The organism is Micromonospora sp. GCM10011541, assembly GCF_042650725.1.
Classification (GTDB): domain Bacteria; phylum Actinomycetota; class Actinomycetes; order Mycobacteriales; family Micromonosporaceae; genus Micromonospora; species Micromonospora sicca.
The window spans coordinates 22,799-47,696 of sequence record NZ_JBHSBP010000001.1 but is presented as its reverse complement, the minus strand read 5'-3'; the positions used below and the strand labels follow the sequence as shown (position 1 = coordinate 47,696).

The 24,898-nt window shown below is 73.5% G+C and carries 19 protein-coding genes; 5 read left to right on the top strand and 14 right to left on the bottom strand.

The genetic code is table 11. The features are described 5' to 3' along the window. Positions 1–132: 132 nt before the first annotated feature. The 6 genes from ccsB to hemL form a co-directional block, all read right to left on the bottom strand. Entirely contained in the window at positions 133–1,113 is a 981-nt protein-coding gene (gene ccsB, locus ACFOYX_RS00220) for a c-type cytochrome biogenesis protein CcsB (protein WP_322443113.1), read from the bottom strand. Next, the gene (locus tag ACFOYX_RS00215; RefSeq protein ID WP_322443114.1) at positions 1,113–2,729 is read right to left on the bottom strand and encodes a cytochrome c biogenesis protein ResB; all 1,617 of its coding nucleotides are present in this window, start codon (positions 2,727–2,729) and stop codon (positions 1,113–1,115) included. Before ACFOYX_RS00215 ends, ccsB begins: the two co-directional genes overlap by 1 nt. Further along, a complete protein-coding gene (locus tag ACFOYX_RS00210) occupies positions 2,729–3,577 on the bottom strand; it encodes a cytochrome c biogenesis protein CcdA (RefSeq protein ID WP_322443115.1) in 849 nt (282 codons plus the stop codon). Before ACFOYX_RS00210 ends, ACFOYX_RS00215 begins: the two co-directional genes overlap by 1 nt. Then, positions 3,577–4,149, bottom strand: a complete 573-nt coding sequence (locus ACFOYX_RS00205; protein WP_322443116.1) for a TlpA disulfide reductase family protein — start codon at positions 4,147–4,149, stop codon at positions 3,577–3,579. The genes ACFOYX_RS00210 and ACFOYX_RS00205 overlap by 1 nt, the downstream gene beginning before the upstream one ends. Continuing rightward, the gene (locus ACFOYX_RS00200; protein ID WP_109801836.1) at positions 4,149–4,796 is read right to left on the bottom strand and encodes a histidine phosphatase family protein; all 648 of its coding nucleotides are present in this window, start codon (positions 4,794–4,796) and stop codon (positions 4,149–4,151) included. The genes ACFOYX_RS00205 and ACFOYX_RS00200 overlap by 1 nt, the downstream gene beginning before the upstream one ends. Positions 4,797–4,859: 63 nt before the next feature. Beyond that, on the bottom strand, positions 4,860–6,197 hold the full coding sequence (gene hemL / locus ACFOYX_RS00195; RefSeq protein WP_322443117.1) for a glutamate-1-semialdehyde 2,1-aminomutase: 1,338 nt from the start codon (positions 6,195–6,197) through the stop codon (positions 4,860–4,862). A gap of 190 nt (positions 6,198–6,387) precedes the next feature. Here hemL and ACFOYX_RS00190 point away from each other — a divergent pair, with 190 nt between their 5' ends. Then, the gene (locus ACFOYX_RS00190) at positions 6,388–6,720 is read left to right on the top strand and encodes an STAS domain-containing protein (RefSeq protein WP_089011677.1); all 333 of its coding nucleotides are present in this window, start codon (positions 6,388–6,390) and stop codon (positions 6,718–6,720) included. A gap of 120 nt (positions 6,721–6,840) precedes the next feature. Here the strand turns inward: ACFOYX_RS00190 and ACFOYX_RS00185 are convergent, their stop codons facing one another. Continuing rightward, positions 6,841–8,433 carry an ABC transporter permease gene (locus tag ACFOYX_RS00185; protein WP_322443118.1) on the bottom strand — a complete coding sequence of 531 codons (1,593 nt, stop codon included), beginning with the start codon at positions 8,431–8,433 and terminating at the stop codon, positions 6,841–6,843. Continuing rightward, the gene (locus tag ACFOYX_RS00180) at positions 8,430–9,332 is read right to left on the bottom strand and encodes an ABC transporter ATP-binding protein (protein ID WP_322443119.1); all 903 of its coding nucleotides are present in this window, start codon (positions 9,330–9,332) and stop codon (positions 8,430–8,432) included. Before ACFOYX_RS00180 ends, ACFOYX_RS00185 begins: the two co-directional genes overlap by 4 nt. 94 nt (positions 9,333–9,426) lie before the next feature. On the opposite strand from ACFOYX_RS00180, the gene ACFOYX_RS00175 reads away from it, so the two are divergent. Continuing rightward, on the top strand, positions 9,427–9,936 hold the full coding sequence (locus ACFOYX_RS00175) for a MarR family transcriptional regulator (RefSeq protein WP_322443120.1): 510 nt from the start codon (positions 9,427–9,429) through the stop codon (positions 9,934–9,936). A 3-nt stretch (positions 9,937–9,939) separates the two neighbouring features. On the opposite strand, the gene ACFOYX_RS00170 is transcribed toward ACFOYX_RS00175, so the two are convergent. Both ACFOYX_RS00170 and ACFOYX_RS00165 read right to left on the bottom strand, forming a co-directional pair. Further along, positions 9,940–10,497 carry a response regulator gene (locus tag ACFOYX_RS00170; protein WP_322443121.1) on the bottom strand — a complete coding sequence of 186 codons (558 nt, stop codon included), beginning with the start codon at positions 10,495–10,497 and terminating at the stop codon, positions 9,940–9,942. Further along, entirely contained in the window at positions 10,494–14,858 is a 4,365-nt protein-coding gene (locus tag ACFOYX_RS00165) for a HAMP domain-containing protein (RefSeq protein ID WP_322443122.1), read from the bottom strand. The genes ACFOYX_RS00170 and ACFOYX_RS00165 overlap by 4 nt, the downstream gene beginning before the upstream one ends. Before the next feature lie 256 nt (positions 14,859–15,114). Here ACFOYX_RS00165 and ACFOYX_RS00160 point away from each other — a divergent pair, with 256 nt between their 5' ends. Further along, positions 15,115–17,163, top strand: coding sequence for a SpoIIE family protein phosphatase (locus ACFOYX_RS00160; RefSeq protein ID WP_322443123.1), 2,049 nt, complete (start codon positions 15,115–15,117; stop codon positions 17,161–17,163). A 9-nt stretch (positions 17,164–17,172) separates the two neighbouring features. Here the strand turns inward: ACFOYX_RS00160 and ACFOYX_RS00155 are convergent, their stop codons facing one another. Next, a complete protein-coding gene (locus tag ACFOYX_RS00155; RefSeq protein WP_322443124.1) occupies positions 17,173–18,675 on the bottom strand; it encodes an FAD-binding oxidoreductase in 1,503 nt (500 codons plus the stop codon). A 160-nt stretch (positions 18,676–18,835) separates the two neighbouring features. Between ACFOYX_RS00155 and ACFOYX_RS00150 the strand changes: the two genes are divergently transcribed. Next, positions 18,836–20,929, top strand: a complete 2,094-nt coding sequence (locus ACFOYX_RS00150) for a S9 family peptidase (RefSeq protein ID WP_322443147.1) — start codon at positions 18,836–18,838, stop codon at positions 20,927–20,929. A gap of 36 nt (positions 20,930–20,965) precedes the next feature. On the opposite strand, the gene ACFOYX_RS00145 is transcribed toward ACFOYX_RS00150, so the two are convergent. Next, on the bottom strand, positions 20,966–21,907 hold the full coding sequence (locus ACFOYX_RS00145; RefSeq protein ID WP_238453950.1) for a threonine/serine dehydratase: 942 nt from the start codon (positions 21,905–21,907) through the stop codon (positions 20,966–20,968). Between the two features lie 182 nt (positions 21,908–22,089). Here ACFOYX_RS00145 and ACFOYX_RS00140 point away from each other — a divergent pair, with 182 nt between their 5' ends. Continuing rightward, entirely contained in the window at positions 22,090–22,266 is a 177-nt protein-coding gene (locus ACFOYX_RS00140) for a hypothetical protein (protein WP_161557874.1), read from the top strand. Positions 22,267–22,309: 43 nt separating this feature from the next. On the opposite strand, the gene ACFOYX_RS00135 is transcribed toward ACFOYX_RS00140, so the two are convergent. Together ACFOYX_RS00135 and ACFOYX_RS00130 are read right to left on the bottom strand one after the other, a co-directional pair. Continuing rightward, positions 22,310–24,430 (bottom strand): bifunctional polysaccharide deacetylase/glycosyltransferase family 2 protein, encoded by a 2,121-nt coding sequence (locus ACFOYX_RS00135; protein ID WP_322443125.1) that lies wholly within the window; start codon positions 24,428–24,430, stop codon positions 22,310–22,312. Between the two features lie 2 nt (positions 24,431–24,432). After that, complete coding sequence (locus ACFOYX_RS00130) at positions 24,433–24,849, bottom strand: hypothetical protein (RefSeq protein ID WP_322443126.1); 417 nt, start codon at positions 24,847–24,849, stop codon at positions 24,433–24,435. Between the last annotated feature and the right edge of the window lie 49 nt (positions 24,850–24,898).

The following is a 24,898-nucleotide window of genomic DNA, read 5'->3' as shown; positions in this document are numbered from 1 at the left end:
GCTGCCGAGTGGGTGACACCTCGGCGGCCGAGGGCCACGATGGCCCCATGGACGACGCGTACGTGGTGGGTGATCCGGACGGCCTCTCGCCCCTGCTTCAGGCGAGCCGGGCGACGCCGAGGACCCGACAGGTCAGCTGACGCCGGCGTACGAGTGCAGGCCGGTGAAGAAGAAGTTGACCCCGAACAGGTTCATCAGCATGGTCAGGAAGCCCAGGACGGCGATCCAGGTGGCCACGTTCCGCTTGATGCTCGGGGTGGCCCGGGCGTGCAGGTAGCCGGCGTAGACCACCCAGGAGATGAACGCCCAGGTCTCCTTGGGGTCCCAGCCCCACGCCCGGCCCCAGGCCGCCTCGGCCCAGATCGCCCCGGCGATCACCGCGAAGGTGAAGATCGGGAACGCGAAGGCGTGCAGCGCGAAGGTCATCCGCTCCAGCCCGGCCGCCGCCGGCAGCCGGCGGGCCAGCGTGTACGGGAAGCTGCGCCGCCCCTGCTCCCAGCCGGCCCGCATCAGGTACGCCACCGCCGGCACCACGCCGAGCAGGAAGATGCCGGAGGCGAAGACGATCGTCGACACGTGGATGACGAACCAGTACGACTGGAGCGCCGGCATCAGCGGCGTGACCTGGACGTAGAGCTTCAGCTCGGCGAAGGCCAGCAGCAGCACCATGACCAGGGTCAGGAAGAGCCCGAGCCGGCGCAGTGCGGGGCGCCTCCAAAGCACCGCGAGCCAGGCCGCGGTCCCGATGAAGGTGACCGTCAGCACGAACTCGTACATGTTGCCCCAGGGCATCCGCTCGGCGGCGACCCCCCGGGCGACCAGGGCCCCGAGGTGCAGCGCGGCGGCGAGCGCGGTGACCCAGCCGGCGATCCGACCGGCCACGAGGGCCCGCTGCGCCGACCGGCCGGCCCGGGTTTCGACCGGAGCGGCCGGAACCTCGACGGTCCCGCCGGCACCGCCGACTCCCGCGCCGACCAGTGCCCGGGCCGGGGCGGCGGCCGTCGCCGGCACCGCCCGGGCGTTGCCGAGCGCGTACTCGACGGCGTGGCTGATCATCGCGACCAGGTACGCCAGGATCGCGAAGGTCACCAGCTGGTCGGAGAGTGCGGACATCACTCGACTCCTTCTCGCGTCCGCTCGTCGCCCCGCTCGTCGGCGCTGACTGCGGCGACCAACTGGGCGAACTCGTCGGCGAACCCTGGGTGTTCGGTGCGCGGCAGCCCACCGGCCTCCACCAAGCTACTACCGCTCGTCGGAGATCCATCGTCCGGGGGCGTCACCCGGAACCAGACCCGCCGCCGCCGGCCGAAGAGGGAGCCCATCAGGCCGGCGAGCAGCACCACACAGGCGCCGAGCAGCAGCGCCTGCCCGGGGGCGTACCGGACGGAGAGGGTGACGTAGGGCTTGGTGCCGAGGAACTCCAGCGTGCTGCCGTCGTCCAGGGTCCACTTCTCGCCGACGCCGAGCTTCTTGTCGCCGAGCTGCTTGAGCTTGCCGTTGTCGACCTGCCGCTGGTCGAGCTTGTAGACCGAGCCGGGGATGCCGGCGTCCAGCCCGAGGTTGCCCCGGTACGCGACCAGCACGACCGCCGGGTTCCGCTCCTCGGGGAACTTCGACGTGACGAACGGCCCGGTGTCCGGGGCGGTCGGCAGATAGAGCCCGTCGAAGGCGACCTGCTGGTCGGCGGCGCGCTTGCCGGTCTTCGGGTCGACGTTGGCGTCCGGGAACGCGGCCAGGCCCTCGCCGGTCAGTCCGACGTCGCCGGTGGTCAGGAACGGCACGGTGCTGGTCTGGCTGCGGCCGTACCGGTCGGTGTACCTCAGGATCGGGGCGTACCCGTGGCCGAGCAGGTAGACGTTGGCGGAACCGAGCCGCAGCGGGGAGTTGACCGAGAAGTCGGCGGTCCGCTTCGACCCGTCCGGCTCGTCCACCGTCACGGTGGCCCGGAAGCTGGCCGGCTGTCCGGACGGCAGGAACTTCGCGTGGAAGTCGTCCAGGGTGAGACAGAACGGCGGCAGGTCGCTGCTGTCCACGCGCGGGCCGAGGGAGGCCTCGCTGTACTGCTGGCGGGTGTTGCAGAAGGCGTTCTCCACGCCGGCCACCAGCAGCCGGTTGCCGTGCCAGCCGTACCAGGAGCCGAGCGCGACCCCGAGCAGCACGGCGACCAGCGAGGTGTGGAAGAGCAGGTTGCCGGTCTCCTTGAGGTAGCCCTTCTCGGCGGAGACCTCGTCGCCGCGGACCTCGACCCGCCAGCGGCGGCGGCGCAGCACGGCGGCGATGGCCGCCGGGTCGGCGGCGGCCGGGGCGGCCAGCACCGCATGCTGGGGCAGCCGGTCCAGCCGCTTCGGGGCGGCCGGCGGGCGGGAGCGCAGCGCCCGCAGGTGGTCCCGCATCCGGGGCAGGACGCAGCCGACCAGCGAGGTGAAGAGCAGCAGGTAGATCGCGGAGAACCAGATGGAGCCGAAGACCGCGAAGGCACCGATCCGGTCGAGCTTCGGGGCCAGGCCGGGGTGGTCGACGAAGAACTGGTTGACCTTCTCCGGGTTCACCCCGCGCTGGGGCAGCACCGAGCCGGGGATGGCGGCGACCGCGAGCAGGAAGAGCAGGATCAGCGCGGTACGCATGCTGGTCAGCTGCCGCCACGAGTTGCGCAGCAGGGCGAGCACCGGGTTGACCCGCCGCCGGGGCGCCCCGGCCGGCGCGGCCGGCCGGTCGTCCACGGTCGTCATCAGATGCTCACCTCGCCCACGCCGACGTGCGTCTGCAGCCAGATCACGAAGTTCTGCCAGCCGCCGGTGACCAGCGCCAGGCCGATCAGGATCAGCAGGGTGCCACCGATCCGGGTCACCCAACGGCTGTTGCGCCGGACGGCGCGGAAGACCCCGAGCAGGCGGTGGAAGCCCAGCCCGAAGACGACGAACGGTACCCCCAGCCCGAGGCAGTACGCCACGGCCAGCACCACGGCCCGGTCGGTCTTGCCGCCGACGGTGGCCATGCCGAGCACCGCGCCGAGCGTCGGGCCGGTGCAGGGCAGCCAGCTCAGCGCGAAGACCGCGCCGAGGACGGGGGCGCCGAGCAGCCCGGCGGCGGGCAGCCGGTTGATCCGGAACTCGCGCTGCATCCCCGGCACCAGGCCGAGGTAGCCGAGCCCGAGCACCACGACCAGCCCGCCGATGACGATCTCCAGGGCGCGTTCGTGCTGGAAGAAGACCTTGCCGACGCCGGAGAAGAGGATCGCGGTGGCGGTGAAGACGGCGGTGAAGCCGGCGATGAACAGCAGCGTCCCGGCGAGCACCCGGCCCTTGACCGCGGCCGCCGGCCGGGCCGCGACGGCCACCCCGCCGGTCGCCACGGCGACCCCGCCGCCGGTCGGGGCGTCCCCGCCGGCCGGTGCCGGCTCGGTTCGCGCCCGGCCCTCCAGGTCGGCGCCGGCCAGGCCGGTGACGTACGACAGGTAGCCCGGCATCAGCGGCAGGACGCACGGGCTGAGGAAGCTGACCAGGCCGGCGAGCACCGCCGCGCCGATCGCCAGCAGCAGGGGCCCGGACTGGGCGACCTCCCGGAACGTCTCGCCCATCAGCGGGACCCGGAGGCCGCTTGCTCGGCGGCGATCCGCTCGACGACGGGGCGCAGGCCGTCCTGGGTGACGGCGGCCCGGATCACGGTGGCGATCCGGCCCTCCCGGTCCAGGACCACGGTGGCCGGGATGGTGTTCGGCGGGATGTCCAGGGCCAGCGCGAGCCGGCTGGCCGGGTCGAAGAGGCTCGGGTAGGTGACCCGGCCCTGCTCGAACGCGACCGCCTTGTCCTTGCTGTCCTGCACGTTGATGCCGAGGAAGGTCACCCCGGAGGCCTTGGTGGCCTGGTAGGTGGCCTCCAGGTCGTCGGCCTCGGCCCGGCAGGGCGCGCACCAGGAGCCCCAGAAGTTGAGCACCACCACCTGGCCGCGGGCCTGCGAGACGTCGTAGCCGCCGCCGGTGAGCAGGTCACCGGTGATCTTCGGGGCCGCCGAGCGCTGGTCCGGGGCGCACTCGATGACGCCGGCCTTGTTGGCGCACTTGCTCTCCTCGCTGCCGGAGGAGCAGCCGACCAGCGCCGTCACGGCGGTGACGGCGGCGAGCAGGGCGGCGAGGGGCCTCCGGGAACGCATCAGGCCCCCTTGGCCGTCCGGGCGGTCGGCGAGATCGCGACCAGGTGGGCCGCCGGCTCGGAGTAGCCGATGCCGACGACCTTGGCGCCGTCGAAGTGGAACGAGGTGAGGCTGGCCAGGCCGCACTGCCGCTTACGCGGGTCGTGCCAGAGCCGCTTGCGCTCGACGTACCGGCGCAGCGTCCAGATCGGAAGCTGGTGGGAGACCAGCACCGCCTCGCGCCCCTCGGCGGCGACCCGGGCAGCGTGCAGCGCGGCGAACATCCGCTCCGCGATGGCCTGGTACGCCTCGCCCCAGGACGGGGTGACCGGGTCGCGCAGCACCCACCAGTTGCGCGGGTCGCGGAACGAGCCGTCGCCCGGGGAGACCTTCTTGCCCTCGAACCAGTTGGCGCTTTCGATCAGCCGCTCGTCCACCCCGACCGGGAGGCCGAACTGCGCCGCGATCGGCTCGGCGGTCTGCTGGGCGCGCTCCAGCGGGCTGGCCACCACGTGCACCACGTGCCGCTCGGCGAGCCCCTGCGCGGCGGCCTTGGCCATCTGGACGCCCAACTCGGAGAGGCGGAACCCGGGCAGCCGGCCGTAGAGGACGCCCCCCGGGTTGTAGACCTCGCCGTGCCGCAGCACGTGGACCACCGTCTCGCTCACCGAGCCACCTCCGTTCGCGACTGCGGGGCTCGCAGAACCGGCTCACTCCTCGCGCTCACCCCACTACCCCCCGTGACCCGCCGCTGCCGCCGCCGTCGCCGCGCCGGGCAGGGCGGCGGCGATCTGCTCCAGAGCGGCGTCGTCCAGCGCCGCCGACACGAACCACGACTCGAACGCGCTCGGCGGCAGGTAGACGCCGGCGGCGAGCATCGCGTGGAAGAACGCCTTGAACGCGGGGACCTGCTGGGTTCGCGCGCTGTCGTAGTCGACCACGTCGGCGTCGGTGAAGAAGATCGAGAACATGCTGCCGGCGTACGACAGGCGGTGCGGGACCCCGGCGGCGGCCAGCGCGTCGGCGGCGAGCTTGCCCACGACGGCGGCCGTCTCGTCGAGCCGGCGGTAGAGCGCGTCGTCGGCGAGCCGCAGCGTGGCCAGGCCGGCGGCGCAGGCGAGGGGGTTACCGGAGAGGGTGCCGGCCTGGTAGACCGGGCCGGCCGGGGCGAGCCGCGCCATGATCTCCGTGCGCCCGCCGAAGGCCGCGGCGGGCAGCCCACCACCCATGACCTTCCCGTACGTCCACAGGTCGGCGTCGGACGGGTCGAGGCCGTGCCACCCGGCGCGGGTGACCCGGAACCCGGTCATCACCTCGTCGACGATGAGCAACGCGCCGTACGCGTGGGCGATCCGGGCGAGCTGCTGGTTGAAGCCGTCACGGGGGGCGACCACGCCCATGTTGCCGGCGGCCGCCTCGGTGATGATCGCCGCGATGTGCGGACCCTCGGCCGCGAAGGCCTCCTCGACCGCCGTGATGTCGTTGTACGGCAGCACGATGGTGTCGCCGGCCGCCGCGCCGGTCACGCCGGGCGAGTCGGGCAGGCCGAGCGTCGCGACACCGGAGCCGGCGGCGGCGAGCAGCCCGTCGGAGTGCCCGTGGTAGCAGCCGGCGAACTTGATGATCTTGGCGCGCCCGGTGAAGCCACGGGCCAGCCGGATCGCCGACATGGTCGCCTCGGTGCCCGAGTTGACCAGCCGCACCTGCTCGACCGGGGTACGCGCGACGATCTCCGCGGCCAACTCCACCTCGCCCGGAGTGGGCGTGCCGAAGCTGGTGCCGTACGTGGCGGCCTCCTGCACGGCGGCGACCACCTCGGGGTGCGCGTGGCCGAGGATCAGCGGCCCCCAGGAGCAGACCAGGTCGACGTAGCGCCGGCCGTCCGCGTCGAACATCCAGGGACCCTCCCCCCGGACCATGAAGCGCGGGGTGCCGCCGACGGCACGGAACGCGCGCACGGGGGAGTTCACCCCGCCGGGCACGATGGCCTTGGCGCGGTCGAACAGGGCCTCGGAGGCCGGCGCGTCGGCCGGGTAGCGGCCGGATCCGGCGGAAAGGGTATCGGTCACGATGCCGCCATTGTGTCAGCGCCCGCCGGGGAATCGGCAGCCACCCCGCACCGGGGTTACCGGGCTCACCCGCGTGCGGGTCGGCCGAGCGGGATGAAGATCAGCCGGGGCCGGCGGTCGGCACCGGGTCGGCGCGCAACCGGGGCAGGCTCGGCGGGCCGGGTGGTCGAGATCGCGATAGGGTAACCGGGTGGATCGTGCCGAACTGTCCATCACGGTACACCGGACGGGTGACGAAGTTGTTCTTCGCCTCGCCGGTGAGATCGACATGCTCACGGCCGCCCAGCTGTCGACAGTCGTCAATGAGGTGCTGGCCGACCCCCCGCCGCGCATCGTGCTCGACCTGGGCGGGGTCACCTTCTGCGACTCGCAGGGCCTCGGCACGCTGGTGGTGCTCAGCCGCAAGGCCAGCCACGCGCAGTGCCTGCTGGTGCTGAGCAACGTCGGCGACTTCCTCCTCCGCGTCCTCGACATCACCGGCCTCCGCTCCGCCCTGATGATCCGCAACGAAACCGCCCCCTGACCCACCCCTCCCACTGCCTCCGCCCGGGGTCGCCTCACCCCCGTCGATCATGAAGATGTTGCCGCGACGCGCTGAGGCGCGGGACAACAACTTCATGATCGACCGAAGCTGGGGGCGGGGTCAGGTGGTGGGGGTGTCGCGGTGGCGGAAGGCCGTGAGGCCGATGGCCGACAGCAGGGCGGCCAGGGCGGTCAGCAGCCAGAGCGGGGTGGCGTGCCAGTGGTCGCCCAGCACCTGCGGGGTGTGCGTGAACGGAGAGAGGTCCAGCAGCCACTGGCTCAGCTCCAGCACCGCGCCGAGCTGGCCGAGCAGCACGCAGACCGCGAGCACCGCCCAGGCCACCGGGGCGAGCCGGGGCAGCAGCCCGTAGAGCAGCACGGCGAGGCCGGCCAGCACCCAGGCGGCCGGCAGCTGCGCCAGCGCGGCGCCGACCAGCCGGGGCAGCTCGCCCGGCACGTCGTGGACGCTGATCCCGTAGGTCAGGCCGGTCGCGAAACCGGTGACGGCGAGCACCACCGCCGGCCCGACCAGGGCGAACAACACATGCGACAGGAGCCAGCCGGTCCGGGTCACCCCGGTGGCCAGCACCGGCTCAGCGCGCCCGTCGGTCTCCTCCGCCCGCATCCGCAGCGCGGCCTGGATGCCGTAGCCGGCGGCGGCCAGCCCGGCCAGGCTCAGCGTCGCCCCGAGGTACGCCTCGGCCAGCCCGGAGGCGCCACCGATCCTGGTCATGATCTGCTCCAGCTGGGGATTGCCCTCGACCGAGCTGCCGGCGGCCTTCGCCGCCCCGCCGAGGATCAGCCCGAGCAGGCCGAAGCCGACCGACCACCAGAGGATCTGCCCGCGGTGCAGGCGCCAGGCCAGGCCGGACGGCCCGCTGAGGGCGCGCCCGGCGGTAGCCGGCCCGAGCCGGGGCGGCAGCAGCCCGGCACCCAGGTCGCGGCGCACCGACAAGGGGTACGCGACGGCGGCGAGCAGCGCGGACAGCCCCACCGACAGCGCCGCCACCCACCACCGGTCGCCTTCGTACGCCCGGATGCGGGGCGCCCAGCCCAGCGGGGAGAGCCAGCTCAGCCACTCGCGCTCCGCCGCGTCACCGGCGAGGCGGAGCGCGAAGGCCGCCCCGAGGACGGCGATCGCGATCCCCCGTGCCCCGCCCGCCGTCTCGGTGAGCTGGGCGGCGAGCCCGCCGACGGTGGCGAAGACGATCCCGACCAGCGCGCCGGCCAGCCCGTACGCCAGCGAGCCGGCGGCCGGCAGGCCGGTGGCGACGAGCCCGCCGGCGGTGAGCAGGCCGAGCAGCAGGTTGGCCGCGTACGTCACGAGCAGGGCGGCGGTCAGGCCGGCGTACCGGCCGAGCACGGTGCCGCCGAGCAGTTCCCGGCGGCCGGCCTCCTCCTCGGTGCGCGTGTGCCGGATGACGGTGAGCAGGCTGGCCAGCGCGATGATCACCAGCAGGAAGCCGCCGCGCTGGGCGGTGAGCGCGCCGACGCTCTCGCCGTACACCGGGCCGAGGAGCGCGACGATCGACGGGTTGCGGGCGGTGCCGGCGGCGTACGCGGCCCGCTCGGCGGCGGTCGGGAAGAGCTCGAAGAAGCTGGCCGCGTACGACATCGGCAGCACGGCGAGGACCAGCACCCAGAGCGGCAGCAGGACGCGGTCCCGGCGCAGGATCAGGCGGACCAGGTGACGGGTGCCGGTGAGGGTGCTCATCGGGTCGCCTCGGCGCCGGTCGACTCGTAGTGCCGCAGGAACAGCTCCTCCAGCGTGGGCGGCTGGCTGACCAGGCTGCGTACGCCGATCTCGGTGAGCCGGCGCAGCGCGGCGTCCAGCGCGGCGGTGTCCACGTCGAAGCGCACCCGGTTGCCCTCGACCCGCAGGTCGTGCACGCCGGGCAGGGTGGCGAGGCCGTCCAGCGGCCCGGCGAGCTCGGCGTCGATCGCGGTGCGGTGCAGGTGACGCAGCTCGCCGAGGGTGCCGGTCTCCACGTTCCGGCCGTTGCGGATGATCGTCACCCGGTCGCAGAGGGCCTCCACCTCGGCCAGGATGTGGCTGGAGAGCAGCACGGTCCGGCCGTCGGACTTGGCGCGGCTCACCCACCGCTGGAAGACCTCCTCCATCAGCGGGTCCAGCCCGGAGGTCGGCTCGTCGAGGATGAGCAGTTCGACGTCGGAGGCGAGGGCGGCGACCAGGCCGACCTTCTGCCGGTTGCCCTTGGAGTAGGCCCGGCCCTTCTTGCGCGGGTCCAGCTCGAAGGATTCCAGCAGCTCGGCCCGGCGCTTCGGGTCCAGCCCGCCGCGCATCCGGCCGAGCAGGTCGATCACCTCGCCGCCGGACAGGTTGGGCCAGAGGGTGACGTCGCCGGGGACGTACGCCAGCCGTCGGTGCAGGGCGACGGCGTCCCGCCAGGGGTCGCCGCCGAGCAGTCGGACGGCCCCCGCGTCCGCCCGGAGCAGGCCGAGCAGCACCCGGATGGTGGTCGACTTGCCGGAACCGTTGGGGCCCAGGAAGCCGTGCACCTCCCCGGCGCGGACGGTGAGGTCGAGTCCGTCGAGCGCCCGGGTCCGGCCGAAGGTCTTCACCAGGCCGGACACCTCAATCGGAGTTTCCATGATTTGGAAGCTACGCTTGTTTCACAAACTTGTGAAGACTGTGAGACCTGAGGCACGATCGGGTCCAGGACATGGCAGTGAGGAGCACCCGCCGATGGCTGACGACCGCCACCCCACCCGGAACGAGGAGGAGATCCACCTCTTCGTCGAACGGATGGCGATGGCCTTCGCGGACGTCGGCTTCCCCCGGATGGCCGCCCGCGTGCTCTTCACCGTGATGAGCGCCGACGGGCCGCTCACCGCCGGTGAGATCGGCGAGCGGCTGGGCGTGAGCGCCGCGGCCGTCTCCGGCGCGGTCCGCTACCTCACCCAGTTCGCCATGCTGGTCCGCGAGCCGGTGAAGGGCTCCCGGCGGGACCGCTACCGGATGCCGGACAACCCCTGGTACGAGGCCACGATCACCAAGACCGGGCTCTACAAGAACTTCATCGACATCGCCGCGGGCGGGGTGGCGGCCCTGGCCGGGCGGGAGACCCCCGGCGGCGAGCGGGTCAGCGAGATGCGGGACTTCTTCCTCTTCGTACAGGAGGAGATCGACTCGCTCGGCGAGCGGTGGCGGGCCCGGCGCGCCGCGACGGGACACGGCGACCGGGCCGACGCCTGACCGTCAGGCGCTGTTGCCCCAGCGGGCCTGCTCGAGGATGTCCACCGCGCGCTCCCGGGATTCCGTGCCGTCGTCGCCGCGCAGCAGGGCGGTGGCCTCGTCCACCGCCTCGGTGAGCACCCGCCACTGGGCGTCCCGCTCCCGCACCACGTCGGACTGGGCGGCGAGCTGCCGGGTCTTCACCCACAGCTCGACGAAGACCGACACCTTCGCCCGCAGCACCCACGGGTCGAACGGCTTGGTCAGGTAGTCCACCGCGCCGACGGCGTAGCCGCGCAGCGCGAGCTGGGCGTCCTTGTCCGCGGCGGTGAGGAAGATGATCGGTACGTGCCGGGTCCGCTCCCGCCGCTTGATGTGGCTGGCCGTCTCGAACCCGTCCATGTCCGGCATCTGGGCGTCCAGCAGGATCACCGCGAAGTCGTCCACCAGCAGTTGCTTGAGCGCCGCCTCGCCGCTCTCCACGGCGACCGACTGCACCGGAAGCCCCTGGAGGATCGCCTCCAGGGCCATCAGGTTCTCCCGCCGGTCGTCCACCAGCAGCGCCTTGGCCATCTGTGTCACGAATACTCCTCGCCTCGGCTGCCGCTGACCCACGACGCCATCAACTCGATCAGCTCGTCCAGGTCGACCGGCTTGGTGATGTAGTCGCTACCCCCGGCCGCGAGCGCCGACTCGCGGTCACCCGGCATCGCCTTCGCGGTCAGGAAGACGATCGGCAGGTCCGCGAAGCGGTGGTTGCGCCGGATCTGCCGGGTCGTCTCGTACCCGTCCTGGTCCGGCATCATCGCGTCCATCAACACGATGTCCACCTCCGGATGCTCGGCCAGCAGGCGGACCCCGTCCACCCCGTTGTCCGAGTACAACACGGTCATCCCGTGCAGTTCCAATGCGGAGGTCAGGGCGAAGACGTTGCGGACGTCGTCGTCGACGATCAGCACGGTCGCTCCCTCCAGCCGCCGGGTCGCCGGGGTCTCCGGCGGCTGCGGCAGCTCCATCGGCATGAGCAGCGACGACGGCAGGCCCGCGCGGCTCGGCGACGGCGGCGCCGGCGCCACCACCGCGTCCGGCGCCAGCACGTCCGGTACGAAGAGGGTGAACGTCGAACCCTGCCCGGGCGCCGACGACACGGTGATCGTCCCGCCGATCAGCCGGGCCAGGTCCCGGCTGATCGACAGGCCCAGCCCGGTTCCGCCGTACCGGCGGCTGGTGGTGCCGTCCGCCTGCTGGAACGCCTCGAAGATCAGCGACAGCTTGTCGTCCGAGATCCCGATGCCCGTGTCGATCACCGTGAACGCGATGACCTGCCGGGCATTGGTCAGCGCCGGCACGTCGAAGACGGCGTTCTCCGCGGCCGGGGCGATCCGCAGCGTCACCGCCCCGTTGTCGGTGAACTTCACCGCGTTGGAGAGCAGGTTGCGCAGGATCTGCTGCAACCGCTGGGCGTCGGTGACCAGCGCCGGCGGCAGGTCCTTCGCCACCCGGACCTGGAAGTCGAGGCCCTTCTCCTCGGCCTGCGGGGCGAACGCCTGCTCGACGTATCCGCGGATCTCGGAGAACCGCACCTCGGTCGGCTCGACGTCCATCCGGCCCGCCTCGATCTTGGACAGGTCGAGGATGTCGTCGATCAGCGAGAGCAGGTCCGAACCGGCGCTGTGGATCGTCCGGGCGAACTCGATCTGCTTGCGGGTGAGGTTCTGCTCCGAGTTCTCGGCCAGCAACCGGGACAGCAGCAGCAGCGAGTTCAGCGGCGTACGCAGCTCGTGGCTCATGTTCGCCAGGAACTCCGACTTGTACGCCGACGCCCGGGTGAGCTGCTGCGCCTTCTCCTCCAGGCCGAGCCGGGCCAGCTCGATCTCCCGGTTCTTCGTCTCGATGTTGCCCTTCTGCTCGGAGAGCAGCTGGGCCTTGTCCTCCAGCTCGGCGTTGGTGCGCTGCAGCTCGGCCGACTGCTCCTGCAACTCCTGCGCGAGCCGCTGGGACTGGGCCAGCAGCTCCTCCGTACGCCGGTTGGCCTGGATCGTGTTGACCGCGAGGCCGAGGGTGAGCACCAGCCGCTCCAGGAACGACAGGTGCAGCTCGGAGAAGGTGGTCACGCTGGCGAACTCGATCACGCCGAGCAGCTCGCCCTCGAAGAGGATCGGCAGCACCACCAGGTCGGCCGGGGGCGTCTCGGCCAGTCCGGAGCGGAGGACGAGCCGGCCGTCGGGCTGGGCCTTGACCCGGATCGTCCGGCGGGAGAGCGCGGCCTGCCCGACCAGCCCCTCCCCCGGACCGAACGTCACGTCGTGTCCCCGCGCCACGTAGCCGTACGAGGCGGTCAACCGCAGTCGCATGCTCCCGTCGGAGCTGTCCGTCAGGAAGAACGCGCCGAGCTGCGCGTCGACCAGCGGGGTCACCTCCATCATGATCATGCGGCAGACCTCGCCGAGGTCCCGCTGGCCCTGGAGCAGACCACTGATCCGGGCCAGGTTGGAGTCCAGCCAGCCCTGCTCGGCGTTCTTCTTGGTCGTCTCCCGAAGGGTGACGATCATCTGGTTGATGTTGTCCTTCAGCTCGGCGACCTCGCCCTGCGCCTTGACCGCGATCCGCTGGGTCAGGTCGCCCCGGGTGACCGAGGTGGAGACCTGGGCGATCGCCCGGAGCTGGGTGGTCAGCGTCGAGGCGAGCTGGTTGACGTTCTCGGTGAGGTCCCGCCAGGTGCCCGAGACGCCCTTCACCTGCGCCTGGCCGCCGAGCTTGCCCTCGATGCCGACCTCTCGGGCCACCCGGGTCACCTCGTCGGCGAACGACGAGAGCTGGTCCACCATGGTGTTGACGGTGTTCTTCAGCTCCAGGATCTCGCCCTGCGCGTCCACCGTGATCTTCTGGCCGAGGTCGCCCTTGGCCACCGCCGTGGTGACCGAGGCGATGTTGCGCACCTGGCTGGTCAGGTTCGACGCCATCGAGTTCACGTTGTCGGTCAGGTCCCGCCACGTACCGCTGACGCCCTTGACCTGAGCCTGACCGCCCAGCTTGCCCTCGGTGCCCACCTCACGGGCCACCCGGGTCACCTCGTCCGCGAACGACGACAGCTGATCCACCATCGTGTTCACCGTCGACTTCAGCTCCAGGATCTCCCCCTGGGCGTCCACCGTGATCTTCTGCGACAGGTCGCCCTTGGCCACGGCGGTGGAGACCTGGGCGATGTTGCGCACCTGCGCGGTCAGGTTCGACGCCATCGAGTTCACGTTGTCGGTCAGGTCGCGCCAGGTGCCGGCGACGCCGCGCACCTGGGCCTGCCCGCCCAGCTTGCCCTCGGTGCCCACCTCGCGGGCCACCCGGGTCACCTCGTCCGCGAACGACGACAGCTGATCCACCATCGTGTTCACCGTCGACTTCAACTCCAGGATCTCGCCCCGGGCGTCGACGGTGATCTTCTGCGACAGGTCGCCCTTGGCCACCGCCGTCGTGACCGAGGCGATGTTGCGCACCTGGCTGGTCAGGTTCGACGCCATCGAGTTCACGTTGTCGGTCAGGTCCTGCCACGTGCCGCTGACGCCCTTGACCTGAGCCTGACCGCCCAGCTTGCCCTCGGTGCCCACCTCGCGGGCCACCCGGGTCACCTCGTCGGCGAACGACGACAGCTGGTCCACCATGGTGTTGACCGTGTTCTTCAGCTCCAGGATCTCGCCCTGGGCATCCACCGTGATCTTCTGCGACAGGTCGCCCTTCGCGACGGCCGTGGAGACCTGCGAGATGTTGCGGACCTGGCTGGTCAGGTTGCCGGCGAGCTGGTTGACGTTCTCCGTCAGGTCGCGCCAGGTGCCGGAGACGCCCCGCACCTGGGCCTGGCCGCCCAGCTTCCCCTCGATGCCCACCTCACGGGCCACCCGGGTCACCTCGTCGGCGAACGACGACAGCTGGTCCACCATCGTGTTGACGGTGTCCTTCAGCTCCAGGATCTCGCCCTGCGCGGCGACCGTGATCTTCTGCGACAGGTCGCCCTTGGCCACCGCCGTGGAGACCTGGGCGATGTTGCGCACCTGGCTGGTCAGGTTCGACGCCATCGAGTTGACGCTGTCGGTCAGGTCCTTCCAGGTGCCGGCGACGTTCGGCACCTCCGCCTGACCGCCGAGCTTGCCGTCCGTGCCCACCTCCCGGGCCACCCGGGTCACCTGCTCGGCGAAGAGCCGCAGCGTGTCGGTGAGCGAGTTCATCGTGTCGGCCAGCTCGGCGACCTCGCCCCGCGCCCCGACCGTGATCTTCTGCGACAGGTCGCCCTTGGCCACCGCGGTCGCCACCTGGGAGATCGAACGCACCTGGCCGGTCAGGTTCGACGCCATGGTGTTCACCGAGTCGGTGAGGTCCTTCCAGGTGCCGGCGACGCCGCGGACGTCGGCCTGGCCGCCCAGCTTGCCCTCGGTGCCCACCTCGCGGGCCACCCGGGTCACCTCGTTGGAGAAGGACGAGAGCTGGTCGACCATGGTGTTCACCGTGCGGCCGATGCGCAGGTACTCACCGCGCAGCGGCCGGCCGTCGATCTCCAGCGCCATGTGCTGGGAGAGATCGCCGTCGGCCACCGCCACGATCACCCGGGCGATCTCCGTGGTGGGGCGGCCCAGGTCGTCGATCAGCGAGTTGATCGCCCGCTGGCCCTCCGCCCACGAGCCGTCCAGGCCCTCGTCGTCGAGGCGTTCGGTGAGCCGGCCGTCCCGCCCGACGATCCGGCTGATCCGGCGCAGGTCGAGGTGCTGCCGCTCCTGCAGCGACACCACGTCGTTGAAGGCGTCGGCGACCTCGGCGGCCAGGCCGGCCCGGCGGGGCAGCCGGACCTTGAGGTCGCCGCTGCGCACCCGCCGCAGGGCCTCCATCAGCTCACCGAGCAGCACCTCGTGATCGGGGGCGGACGGATCCGCGGCTGTCGACTGTTTCGCCGTGGTCATCATTCCTCGCTCAGCTCGGGGCCCGGCTCGTACCGACACGCGCCTATCCCACCATTCTGCCCGTGCCGCCGTCGAGGCTACGACGTGCGCGCAGCCGCCACTCCCACGCGCCGTCCGAGCGGCCCGCCGCCCGGCCCCCGGCGCTCCGCCCCATTGGTGGGCGTCGCGGGTGCGGCCCGCGCAATCGGCAGGGGGTTTGGCAGCCGGGGCGACGGCGGTGGAGGATACGGAGGTGTCAGCGGAGGCGGAACCGGGCATGACCGACAACTCGGACAGTCATGTCCGTAGCGTTCGGCTGCCCGCCGACCGGCGTACGCCCGCCGCCGCCCGGGCCCTCGTCCGGTCCGTGCTCGCCGAGGCGGACCTCGAGGAGCTGCTCAACGAGGCGCTGCTGCTCACCACCGAACTCTCCACCAACGCGGTCGAACACGCCCGCACCGAGCTGGACATCGAGGTCGCGGCGGACGAGACCGGGCTGACGGTGACCGTCTCGGACTTCGCGGCCGGGCCGGTGGACGAGCTGGTGGTCGGCGTCCGCAACGTCTCCGACGAGATCACCGAGGTCGCCGAGCGGGGACGCGGCCTGCTGCTGGTGGACCACTTCGCCAGCCGCTGGGGCACCACCTACCTGCCCACCGGGAAGGGTGTCTGGTTCCGGCTGGACCGGCACGACGCCGCGCCGCCGGAGCGGCGGACGGCGGCCGCGGAGGCGCACAGCCACCTCGCCGACGGCGACGACGCGACGCGCGACGCGCCGAGCGCGGCCGCGATGAGCGAGCTGATGCAGATCAGCCCCGATCCGTACGCGGAGGACCCGCTGCCGGAGTTCGCGACCGGTCTGGTGACCCGGCTGGCGGAGATGGTCGGCGCGACCGGTGGCGTGGTCCGGCTGGACCGGGGCGACGGGCAGGGCATCCAGGTCCTGGCCCGGTACGGCCGGCAGCCCCGGGACGACAACGAGCTGGTCCGGGTGCCGCTGGCCGTGCACCGCCCGTACGCGGGAGAGCTGGAGCTGGACGCGGCACCGTCCGCGTACGCCCGACCGCTCGCGGTGCTGGCGGCCGAGCGGCTCTCGCTGCACCTGGAGAACGACCGGCTGCGCCGGGCGGACGTACGCCGGTCGGCCTGGCTGACCTTCCTGGCCGAGGCGAGCGAGCTGCTCGCCCAGTCCCTCGACGTCGAGCTGACCATGGCGCTCATCCCGCAGCTGGTGGTGCCCCGGCTCGGCCAGTGGTGCGCGGTGCACACCACCGACGAGTGGGGCCGGCTGCGGCTCGCCGCGGCCAGCCACGCCGACGAGTCGGTGCTGCCGCAGCTGCACAAGGTGCTCCAGGAGACCGGGCCGGACTCGATCCAGGCCCGGTTGCGCGAGTCGTCGCGGAGCGCGTCGCAGGTCCCGCTCGGCGCCCCGATGGAGGGCTTCGCCGTCCCGCTGATCGCCCGCGGCCAGCGGCTCGGCACGCTGGCCGTCGGCCGGCACCAGCGGCACCGGCACGACCCGGACGAGGTCTCGGTGCTGGAGGACGTGGCCCGCCGGGCCGCCCTGGCGATCGAGAACGCCCGGATCCACGCCGAACGGCGCCGGGTCGCGCAGACCCTCCAGCAGTCGCTGCTGCCGCCGGTGCTCCCGGTGGTGGAGGGCATCGGCTTCGCCGCCGAGTACGTCCCGACCGGCGACGACGCCGAGGTCGGGGGCGACTTCTACGACGTGGTGCCGCTGCCGGACGGCCGCTGGCTGGTGGTCATCGGCGACGTGTCCGGCAAGGGCGTCCAGGCGGCGGCGGTCACCGGGCTGGTCCGCGACGTGATCCGGGTGCTGGTCGGCGACGGCAAGCCGTTGCCGGAGGTGCTGAGCCGGCTGAACGAGACGCTGGTCGAGCGGGGCGGCGGCCGGTACTGCACGCTGGCCCTGGCGGCGGTCGGGCCGGCAGGGGGCGACCAGCTCGACGTGGCCCTGCACCTGGCCGGCCACGACCGGCCGGTGCTGCTGAGCGGCGGTGGTGGCGCCGACTTCGTCGGCACCGGCGGCACGGCGCTCGGGCTGCTCGACTCGATCGCCACGCCCACCGCCGAGATCTCGCTCGGCCCGGGCGACGCGCTGATCTTCTACACCGACGGGGTGACCGAGCGCCGGCGCGGCCGGGAGCTCTTCGGCACCGAGCGGCTGCGCGACGCGGCCGCCCCGCTGGCCGGCTACTCGGCGGACGTGGTCGCCGCCCGGCTGCGCGCCACCGCGATCGGCTTCTCGGTGGAGGCCCCCCGCGACGACATCGCCATCCTGGTCCTCCGCAACGACGCCCTCTGACAACGGAGGTCAGAGACCGCCGGGGAGGCGGCCGGGGGCGAGGCGCTGGTGCGGGTCAAGGTGCTCCTTGGCCGCCCGCAGGCGGGGCAGCGTGGGCAGGTCGCCCCAGAGGTCGACCACCCGGCGGACCGGCGCCGGCGCGGCCACCACGACGCAGCGGCCCCGCCGGGCCAGCAGCACCCCGCGCACCGCGGCGACGATCGACGCCACCCGGTCGGGCGGCAGGGACCCGGGCAGCGCGGCGTGCACCGTGCCGATACCGGCCGAGCCGCGGACCGGCACCGCGCTGCCGGCGGCGTCGCGCAGCGCGTACACCGCCGCGTGCAGGTCGTTGATGGGCACCTCGATCCGTAGCGCGGTCTCGCCCGGGCCGAACGGGTAGCGCCCCCACCACTCCGGGGCGGCGTGCCCGACCACCGCCTCCGGGCCGAGCAGGCCCACCAGCCGCTCCACGCGCTCCGCGACGTCGGCCGGGCCGCCCTCCAGCAGCGCCACGAGGCTGCCCGCCGCGGCCGGCCCGGCCGACCGCCGGGCGATCGAGGGATGGTCGGGCCGGCCGAGGACCGAGGGGTGGTCGGGGTGGACCCGTCGGCGGGGCAGCGGGACCGGGACGGGCAGGTCCAGCTCCACGGCGGCCGGGTCGAGCCGGGCGGCGAGCACCGCCCGGACCAGGTCGTGCACCTCCAGCGGGGTCCAGACCGGCCGGGTCACCCAGACCCGGCTGGCCGGCACGGCCTGCACCCGCATGGTCGCCGAGACCAGCACGCCCAGGCCGCCCTGCGAGCCGCAGAGCAGCCGGGCCACGTCCAGCCCCGGCACCTGCGCCGCGCCGAACACTGCCGCCGCGCCGCCGCCCGCCGCGCCGCCGCCCGCCGCGCCGCCGCCCGCCGCGCCGCCGCCCGCCGCGCCGCCGCCCGCCGGTTCGCCGCCCGCCGGCCCGGCCTGGCCGAGCCGCGCGGTGCCGGCCGCACCCAGGCTGACCAGCTCGCCGTCGGCGTCCAGGTAGCGAACCCCGACCAGTTGGGCGCACGGACTGCCGTGCCGGTGCCGCAGCGGGCCGGCCTCGTCGGCCGCGAGCACCCCGCCGAGGGTCGCCCCGGGAGAGGGCACGTCGATCGGCAGCCGCTGGCCGGTGCGGTCCAGGGTTGCCTGGACCGCCCGGAGCGGGGTGCCGGCGCCGATCTCGGCGACCGGTGAGCCCTGCGGCTCGTGCCAGATCCCGGCGAGCCGGCCGGTGTCGAGCATGATGTCGACCTGGGCCGGAGCGGCACCCCAGTCGATCTTGGTGCCCGCGCCGCGCGGCACGACGGTGAGCTGGTGCGCGGCGGCCAGCCGCAGCACCTCGGCGGCGGCGTGCGGACCGCCCGGCACCGCCACCCAGCGCGCCGTCCGGCCGGCCACCTCGTCGGCGGGGCCGGCGAAGCGGGCGAACGGCGGGCCGCAGATCTCCGCCAGTCGCCGGGTGATCTCCAGGGCTCCGGGCCGGTTCGTGGAACTCGCTGCAGCCGCCATGCCGGTCATCGTACATGTGTTCGAAAGACGTGTTGGCGGGGTTGCCGGATCCCGTGCCGCGCGTACCCCACGACGGCGCGCCGGGGGCCGGTAACGTGACGCCGTGACCACCGAGACCCCCGACAACTCCAGCTCGGCGCGTCTGTCGCCGCGCCGCGACCTGGAGCCGTCGCCCGTACCCGTCGCCAAGCGCGTCCCGACCGAGCGCACCCACCACGGCGACACCGTCGTCGACGAGTACGCCTGGCTCGCCGCCAAGGACGACCCGGAGACGATCGCCCACCTGACCGCGGAGAACGCGTACACGGCGGCGCGCACCGCGCACCTCGAGGCGCTGCGCGCGCAGCTGTTCGAGGAGACCCGCCGGCGCACCCAGGAGACCGACCTGTCGGTGCCGACCCGCAAGGACGGGTACTGGTACTACACCCGCACCGTCGAGGGTCAGCAGTACGGCGTGCACTGCCGCCGGGCCGTCCGCGACGGCGAGACCGCGCCCCCGATCAGCGCCGACGGCGCCCCGCTGGACGGCGAGGAGGTGCTGCTCGACGGCAACCTGCTCGCCGAGGGGCACGACTTCTTCTCGCTCGGCGCGTTCGACGTCAGCCCGGACGGCCGCTGGTTGGCGTACTCGACGGACTTCGCCGGCGACGAGCGGTTCACCCTGCGGATCAAGGACCTCTCCACCGGCGAGGTGCTGGCCGACGAGGTGCCGGACACCTTCTACGGCACCGCCTGGTCCACCGACGCCTCCACCCTCTTCTACGTCACCGTGGACGAGGCGTGGCGGCCGAACCGGGTCTGGCGGCACACCGTCGGCACGGCGTCCGGCGAGGACGTGGTGGTCCACCAGGAGGACGACGAGCGGTTCTGGGTGGGCGTCGAGCTGACCCGCTCCGAGCGGTTCGTGGTCATCGACATCCACAGCAAGATCACCAGCGAGGTACGGGTGATCCCGGCGGCCAACCCCACCGGCGAGCCGGCGATCATCGCGCCCCGCCGGCAGGGCGTCGAGTACGCCGTGGAGCACCACGGGCACCGGTTCCTGATCCTGCACAACGACGGCGCGGAGGACTTCGCGCTGGCGTACACCTCGGCGGACGCGCCCGGCGACTGGACGCCGCTGATCGCGCACTCCCCCGGCACCCGGCTGGAGTCGGTCGACGCGTTCGAGAACCACCTGGTCGTCTCGCTGCGCACCAACGGCCTGACCGGACTGCGGGTGCTGCCGGTGGGCGGCGGCGACCCGTACGACATCGACTTCCCCGAGCCGATCTACAGCGTCGGGCTGGACGCCAACCCGGAGTACCGCACCAATGAGGTGCGGCTGCGCTACACCTCCCTGGTCACCCCCGACTCGGTCTACGACTACGACCTGGTCAGCCGACAGATGGTGCTGCGCAAGCAGAAGCCGGTGCGGCCCGGGCCGGACGGCCGGCCGTACGACCCGGCCGACTACGAGCAGCACCGGGACTGGGCGCTCGCCGACGACGGCACCCGGGTGCCGATCTCGCTGGTCTGCCGCAAGGGCACCCCGCGCGACGGCTCCGCCCCCGCCGTCATCTACGGCTACGGGTCGTACGAGTCGAGCATGGACCCGTGGTTCTCCATCGCCCGGCTCTCCCTGCTCGACCGGGGCGTGATCTTCGCGGTGGCACACATCCGCGGCGGCGGCGAGCTGGGCCGGCGCTGGTACGACCAGGGCAAGCTGCTGGCCAAGAAGAACACCTTCACCGACTTCGTGGCCTGCGCCCGGCACCTGGCCAAGGCCGGCTGGACGGCCGCCGACCGCCTCGTGGCCCGGGGCGCCTCGGCCGGCGGCCTGCTGATGGGCGCGGTGGCCAACCTGGCCCCGGACGCGTTCACCGGCATCGTCGCGCAGGTGCCCTTCGTGGACGCGCTCACCTCGATCCTCGACCCGTCACTGCCGCTCACCGTCACCGAGTGGGAGGAGTGGGGCAACCCGCTCGACGACCCCGAGGTGTACGCGTACATGAAGTCGTACACCCCGTACGAGAACGTGGCCCCGGTCGACTATCCGGCCATCCTCGCGGTGACCAGCCTGAACGACACCCGGGTGCTCTACCACGAGCCGGCCAAGTGGATCGCCCGGCTGCGCGCGGTCGCGCCGCAGGGCGACTACCTGCTCAAGACCGAGATGGGCGCCGGCCACGGCGGACCCAGCGGCCGGTACGACGCCTGGCGTGAGGAGGCGTTCATCAACGCCTGGATCCTGGACCGCCTCCGCCGCGCCTGACCACCGACGGAGGGGCCCGGTCGCCGGCCCCTCCAGTCAGGCCAGCACCGACGCGAGCCGCGCCGGGTCGACGTTGCCGCCCGTCACCACGGCGACGGTACGCCCGGCGGGCAGTTCGTCGCGGTGCGACAACCGAGCCGCCAGGGCCACCGCGCCGCTCGGCTCGGCCACCAGGCGCGCGTCCCGCACCAGCCGACCGGTGGCGGCGAGGATCTCCTCCTCGGTCACCGTGACGATGCCGTCGAGGCGGTCCCGCAGGTGGGCGAGGGTCAGCGCGGACAGGTGCGTACGCAGCCCGTCGGCGCTGGTCCGGTAGGTCCGCTCGACATCCCAGACCACCACCTCGCCGGCGGCGAGCGACTCCTTGGCGTCGGCGGCGAGCAGCGGCTCCACGCCGATCACCAGGGCCGACGGGCGGAGCGCCGGCACCGCCGTGGCCACTCCCGAGGCGAGCCCGCCGCCGCCCACCGGCACCAGCACCACGTCCACGTCGGGCAGGTCCGCGACGATCTCCAGGCCGATGGTGCCCTGCCCGGCGATGACCCGCCGGTCGTCGAAGGGCGGCACCAGCGCGGCGCCGGTGTCGGCCGCGATCCGTTCCGCCTCGGCGAGCCGGCGGGCCGGCGGGACCAGGCGCACCTCCGCGCCGAGCGCCCGGATCCGGTCCACCTTGACCGGCGGCGCTCCCGCCGGGACGACCACCGTGCAGGGGACGCCCGCGGCCCGCGCCGCGTAGGCGAGCGCCTGGCCGTGGTTGCCGGACGAGTGGGTCACCACGCCCCGGGCCCGGGTCGCCGGGTCTAGCCGGGCCACCGCGTGGGTCGCCCCGCGCAGCTTGAACGAGCCCACCGGTTGCAGGCTCTCCGGCTTGAGCCACAGCTCACCGTCCCACGGGGCCGGCAGCAGCGGCGTACGCACCACCGTCCCGGCGATGTCGTCGGCGGCGGCCCGAACGTCGTCGATCGAGATCAGCTCCATCGCCCCATCCTGCCCGACCGCCCACCGCCGCCCGCCCCGCCGTTCCCCGGCCGGCGCCCCGCTTCCGGGCGGACGGCCGTCACTCGCCCTGCAAGACCGGGACGGCGGGTCCACTCCGGCCGCGCCGGGCACCGCCATCCGTGCCGGAATCCGGGCCGGCGACGCGCGCATAGACTGCCGCGGTGAGCGACGACGAGGAGGCGCCCCGGGCGGACGTGCCGGCCGGAACGGGCGCGGCCCGGCGCGGGACGGCCTGGATGATCCTCGGCGTGGTCGCCGCCGCCCTGCTGATCTGCTGCTGCTCCGCCGCCATCGGCGTGGCGGTCTCCTGGTCCGCCGGCCTCTTCGACGCCCGCTGACCGCACCCGACCGGCACGGATCGAGAGCACAGCCGGGGCGGCGTCAGCGGGGGGCCGGTCCCGCGCCGACCAGCGCGGCCGCCTCGCCCGTCCGCACCATCCGCTGCCAGCGCAGCCGGTTGCCGATCACCGCGGTGACCACCGACTGCACCACCACCAGGTACATCACCTGCCGGTAGACGAGCTGCTGGAACGGCAGCGTCCACAGTGGGCCGTACCGCTCCCGGTCCAGGCGCAGCGCGTACGCGGCGGTGAAGCCCTGCAGCAGGAGCAGCCCCGCCCAGGCCAGGACCAGCGCCGACCAGGGCAGGAAGAGCAGCCCGTAGAGGGCGAAGACGTCGACCGCCGGGGCCGCCAGCGGCAGCAGGATCTGGAAGACGGTGAGGTACGGCAGGCCCCGCCGCCCCAGTTTGCCGCCGGCGCCCGGCTCGCGCAGCGCGTGCCGGTGCTTCCACATCGCCTGCATCGTCCCGTAGCACCAGCGGTAGCGCTGCCGCCAGAGCTGGCGCAGCGACGAGGGCGCCTCGGTCCAGGCGATCGCGCCTTCCTCGTACACCACCCGCCAGCCGGCCCGGAGCACCCGCATCGTCAGGTCGGTGTCCTCGGCGAGGGTGTCGGCGGGGACACCGCCCACGGCCAGCAACACCTCCCGGCGGAACGCGCCGATCGCGCCCGGGATGGTCGGCATGCACTCCAGCACGTCGTACATCCGGCGGTCGAGGTTGAAGCCGATCACGTACTCCAGGTGCTGCCAGCGGCCGAGCAGCCGACGCCGGTTGGCCACCTTGGTGTTGCCGGAGATCGCGCCGACCGTGGGGTCGGCGAAGCCCTGCACCAGGCGGTGCACGGTGTCCGGCTGGAACACCGTGTCCCCGTCGACCAGCACCAGCAGGTCCGCCCGGGCGGCCCGGATGCCGGTGTTCAGCGCCGCCGGCTTGCCGGCGTTGGCCTGCCGGATCACCCGCACCCCGCGCAGCCGCAGCCGCTCGACGATCTCCGCGGTGCCGTCGCTGGAGCCGTCGTCCACCACGATCACCTCCAGCGCCGGGTACGCGCTGGCGACCAGCGACCGCACGGTGGCGGCGATGTTCGCCGCCTCGTTGTACGCCGGCACGATGACCGAGACCGGGCCGTTCACCTCGGGCCGGCGGTACCGCGGCCGGCGGACCCGGCGGACGTGCAGCTGGGCGCAGACCACCTGCACCGCCAGCCGGGCGACGCCGAGCAGCAGCGCGACGCCGAGCAGCAGGTTCATGGCCGCGGCCAGCCAGCCGGAACCGGTCTGCGCCCAGCGCAGCGCGGTGCCGCTGAGCCGGGCGCCCGCGCCGGCCGGCACCATCGAGTCCGGCGCGCCGATCCCCGCCGAGACGGTGGTGAACCGGTAGCCCTCGCGGGTCAGCTGGGGCAGCAGCTGGTCGAGGGCGGCCACGGTCTGGCTGCGGTCGCCGCCGCCGTCGTGCATCAGGACCACCGCCCCCGCCCCGTCCTGCGGACCGGCGGCCCGGACGATGGCGGGTACGCCGGGCCGCTGCCAGTCCTTGGTGTCCCGGTCGGTGAGCACGCCAACGTGGCCGCTGCCTGCGGCGTCCCGCAGCGCCTGGTACTGCGGCCCGGTGAGCGAGGTGGTGACCGACGAGAACGGCAGCCGGAGCAGGGTCACCTCGCGGCCGGTGGCCCCGGCGACGGCGCTGCGGGTCCAGGCCAGTTCGAACCCGGCCCGCCAGCGCGGCACCGCGGTCAGGTCGGCGTGGGTGAAGGTGTGCGAGCCGATCTCGTGGCCCTCGGCGAGGATCCGCCGGACCAGCTCCGGGTGCTCGTCGACCCGCGCGCCGACCACGAAGAACGTGGCGTGCGCGTGGTGCCGGCGCAACACGTCGAGCACCTGCGGGGTCCAGCGCGGGTCCGGTCCGTCGTCGAAGGTCAGGGCGATCGTCCGCGCCGGCATCCGCCGGGTGACCGGCGTCGGCCCGTCCAGCCGCAGCACCGGCCCGCCGGCGACCGCCTGACGGGGGGCGGGCGAGGCGGGCGCGTCCGACGGGCCGGACCCACCGCCGACGTTGGTGACCAGCCCGTTGAAGCTCAGCGCCGCGAGCAGGACGAACAGACCGAGCAGGAGCAGCAGCCAGTGCGCCCGAGGGTCGGGCCGGGCCACGTGTCTCGCCATCGTCATGGCTTGCGCGGGGTGCGGCTGGGCTTGGCGGTGCGCCGCTCGGCGCCCTGGCCCGGCGGGCTGCTCATGGACGCCCGGGGCGCCGGGGCGGTGGCCCGGGCGCCGGCGGAGGTCGGCGAGGGTGCCGGAGCGGGCACGGAGGTGCTGGTCGCCGGCACCGGGCGCGGGCTGGGGCTGCTCGGCTGGCGTACCTCGCCGGGGGCGTCCACCCCGGCCTCGACGGGGGGCCGCTGCCTGGTCTCCGACCAGCCGGGCAGCGGGACGGAGGAGTCGAAGAAGAGGCCGGCGAGGATCAGCCCGAGGCTGGTCAGCAGGCCGAGGCCCATCGCCGCGCCGGCGATGACGGTGAGCCGGCGACGTCGTCCGGTCCGGTCGACGAAGACCGGTGGCGCGCCGCCGGGCTGGTTCTGCATGCTGGTGATCTCCCGATGTTCCGCGTTCCGCCGGCCGGCCCCGGCCCCG

Excerpts from the sequence above, each read along its gene's own strand:
- ccsB (WP_322443113.1), bottom strand. The coding sequence starts at position 1,113 with ATGTCCGCACTCTCCGACCAGCTGGTGACCTTCGCGATCCTGGCGTAC.
- ACFOYX_RS00215 (WP_322443114.1), bottom strand. The coding sequence starts at position 2,729 with ATGACGACCGTGGACGACCGGCCGGCCGCGCCGGCCGGGGCGCCCCGG.
- ACFOYX_RS00210 (WP_322443115.1), bottom strand. The coding sequence starts at position 3,577 with ATGGGCGAGACGTTCCGGGAGGTCGCCCAGTCCGGGCCCCTGCTGCTG.
- ACFOYX_RS00205 (WP_322443116.1), bottom strand. The coding sequence starts at position 4,149 with ATGCGTTCCCGGAGGCCCCTCGCCGCCCTGCTCGCCGCCGTCACCGCC.
- ACFOYX_RS00185 (WP_322443118.1), bottom strand. The coding sequence starts at position 8,433 with ATGAGCACCCTCACCGGCACCCGTCACCTGGTCCGCCTGATCCTGCGC.
- ACFOYX_RS00180 (WP_322443119.1), bottom strand. The coding sequence starts at position 9,332 with ATGGAAACTCCGATTGAGGTGTCCGGCCTGGTGAAGACCTTCGGCCGG.
- ACFOYX_RS00175 (WP_322443120.1), top strand. The coding sequence starts at position 9,427 with ATGGCTGACGACCGCCACCCCACCCGGAACGAGGAGGAGATCCACCTC.
- ACFOYX_RS00165 (WP_322443122.1), bottom strand. The coding sequence starts at position 14,858 with ATGACCACGGCGAAACAGTCGACAGCCGCGGATCCGTCCGCCCCCGAT.
- ACFOYX_RS00160 (WP_322443123.1), top strand. The coding sequence starts at position 15,115 with ATGACCGACAACTCGGACAGTCATGTCCGTAGCGTTCGGCTGCCCGCC.
- ACFOYX_RS00155 (WP_322443124.1), bottom strand. The coding sequence starts at position 18,675 with ATGGCGGCTGCAGCGAGTTCCACGAACCGGCCCGGAGCCCTGGAGATC.
- ACFOYX_RS00145 (WP_238453950.1), bottom strand. The coding sequence starts at position 21,907 with ATGGAGCTGATCTCGATCGACGACGTTCGGGCCGCCGCCGACGACATC.
- ACFOYX_RS00135 (WP_322443125.1), bottom strand. The coding sequence starts at position 24,430 with ATGGCGAGACACGTGGCCCGGCCCGACCCTCGGGCGCACTGGCTGCTG.
- ACFOYX_RS00130 (WP_322443126.1), bottom strand. The coding sequence starts at position 24,849 with ATGCAGAACCAGCCCGGCGGCGCGCCACCGGTCTTCGTCGACCGGACC.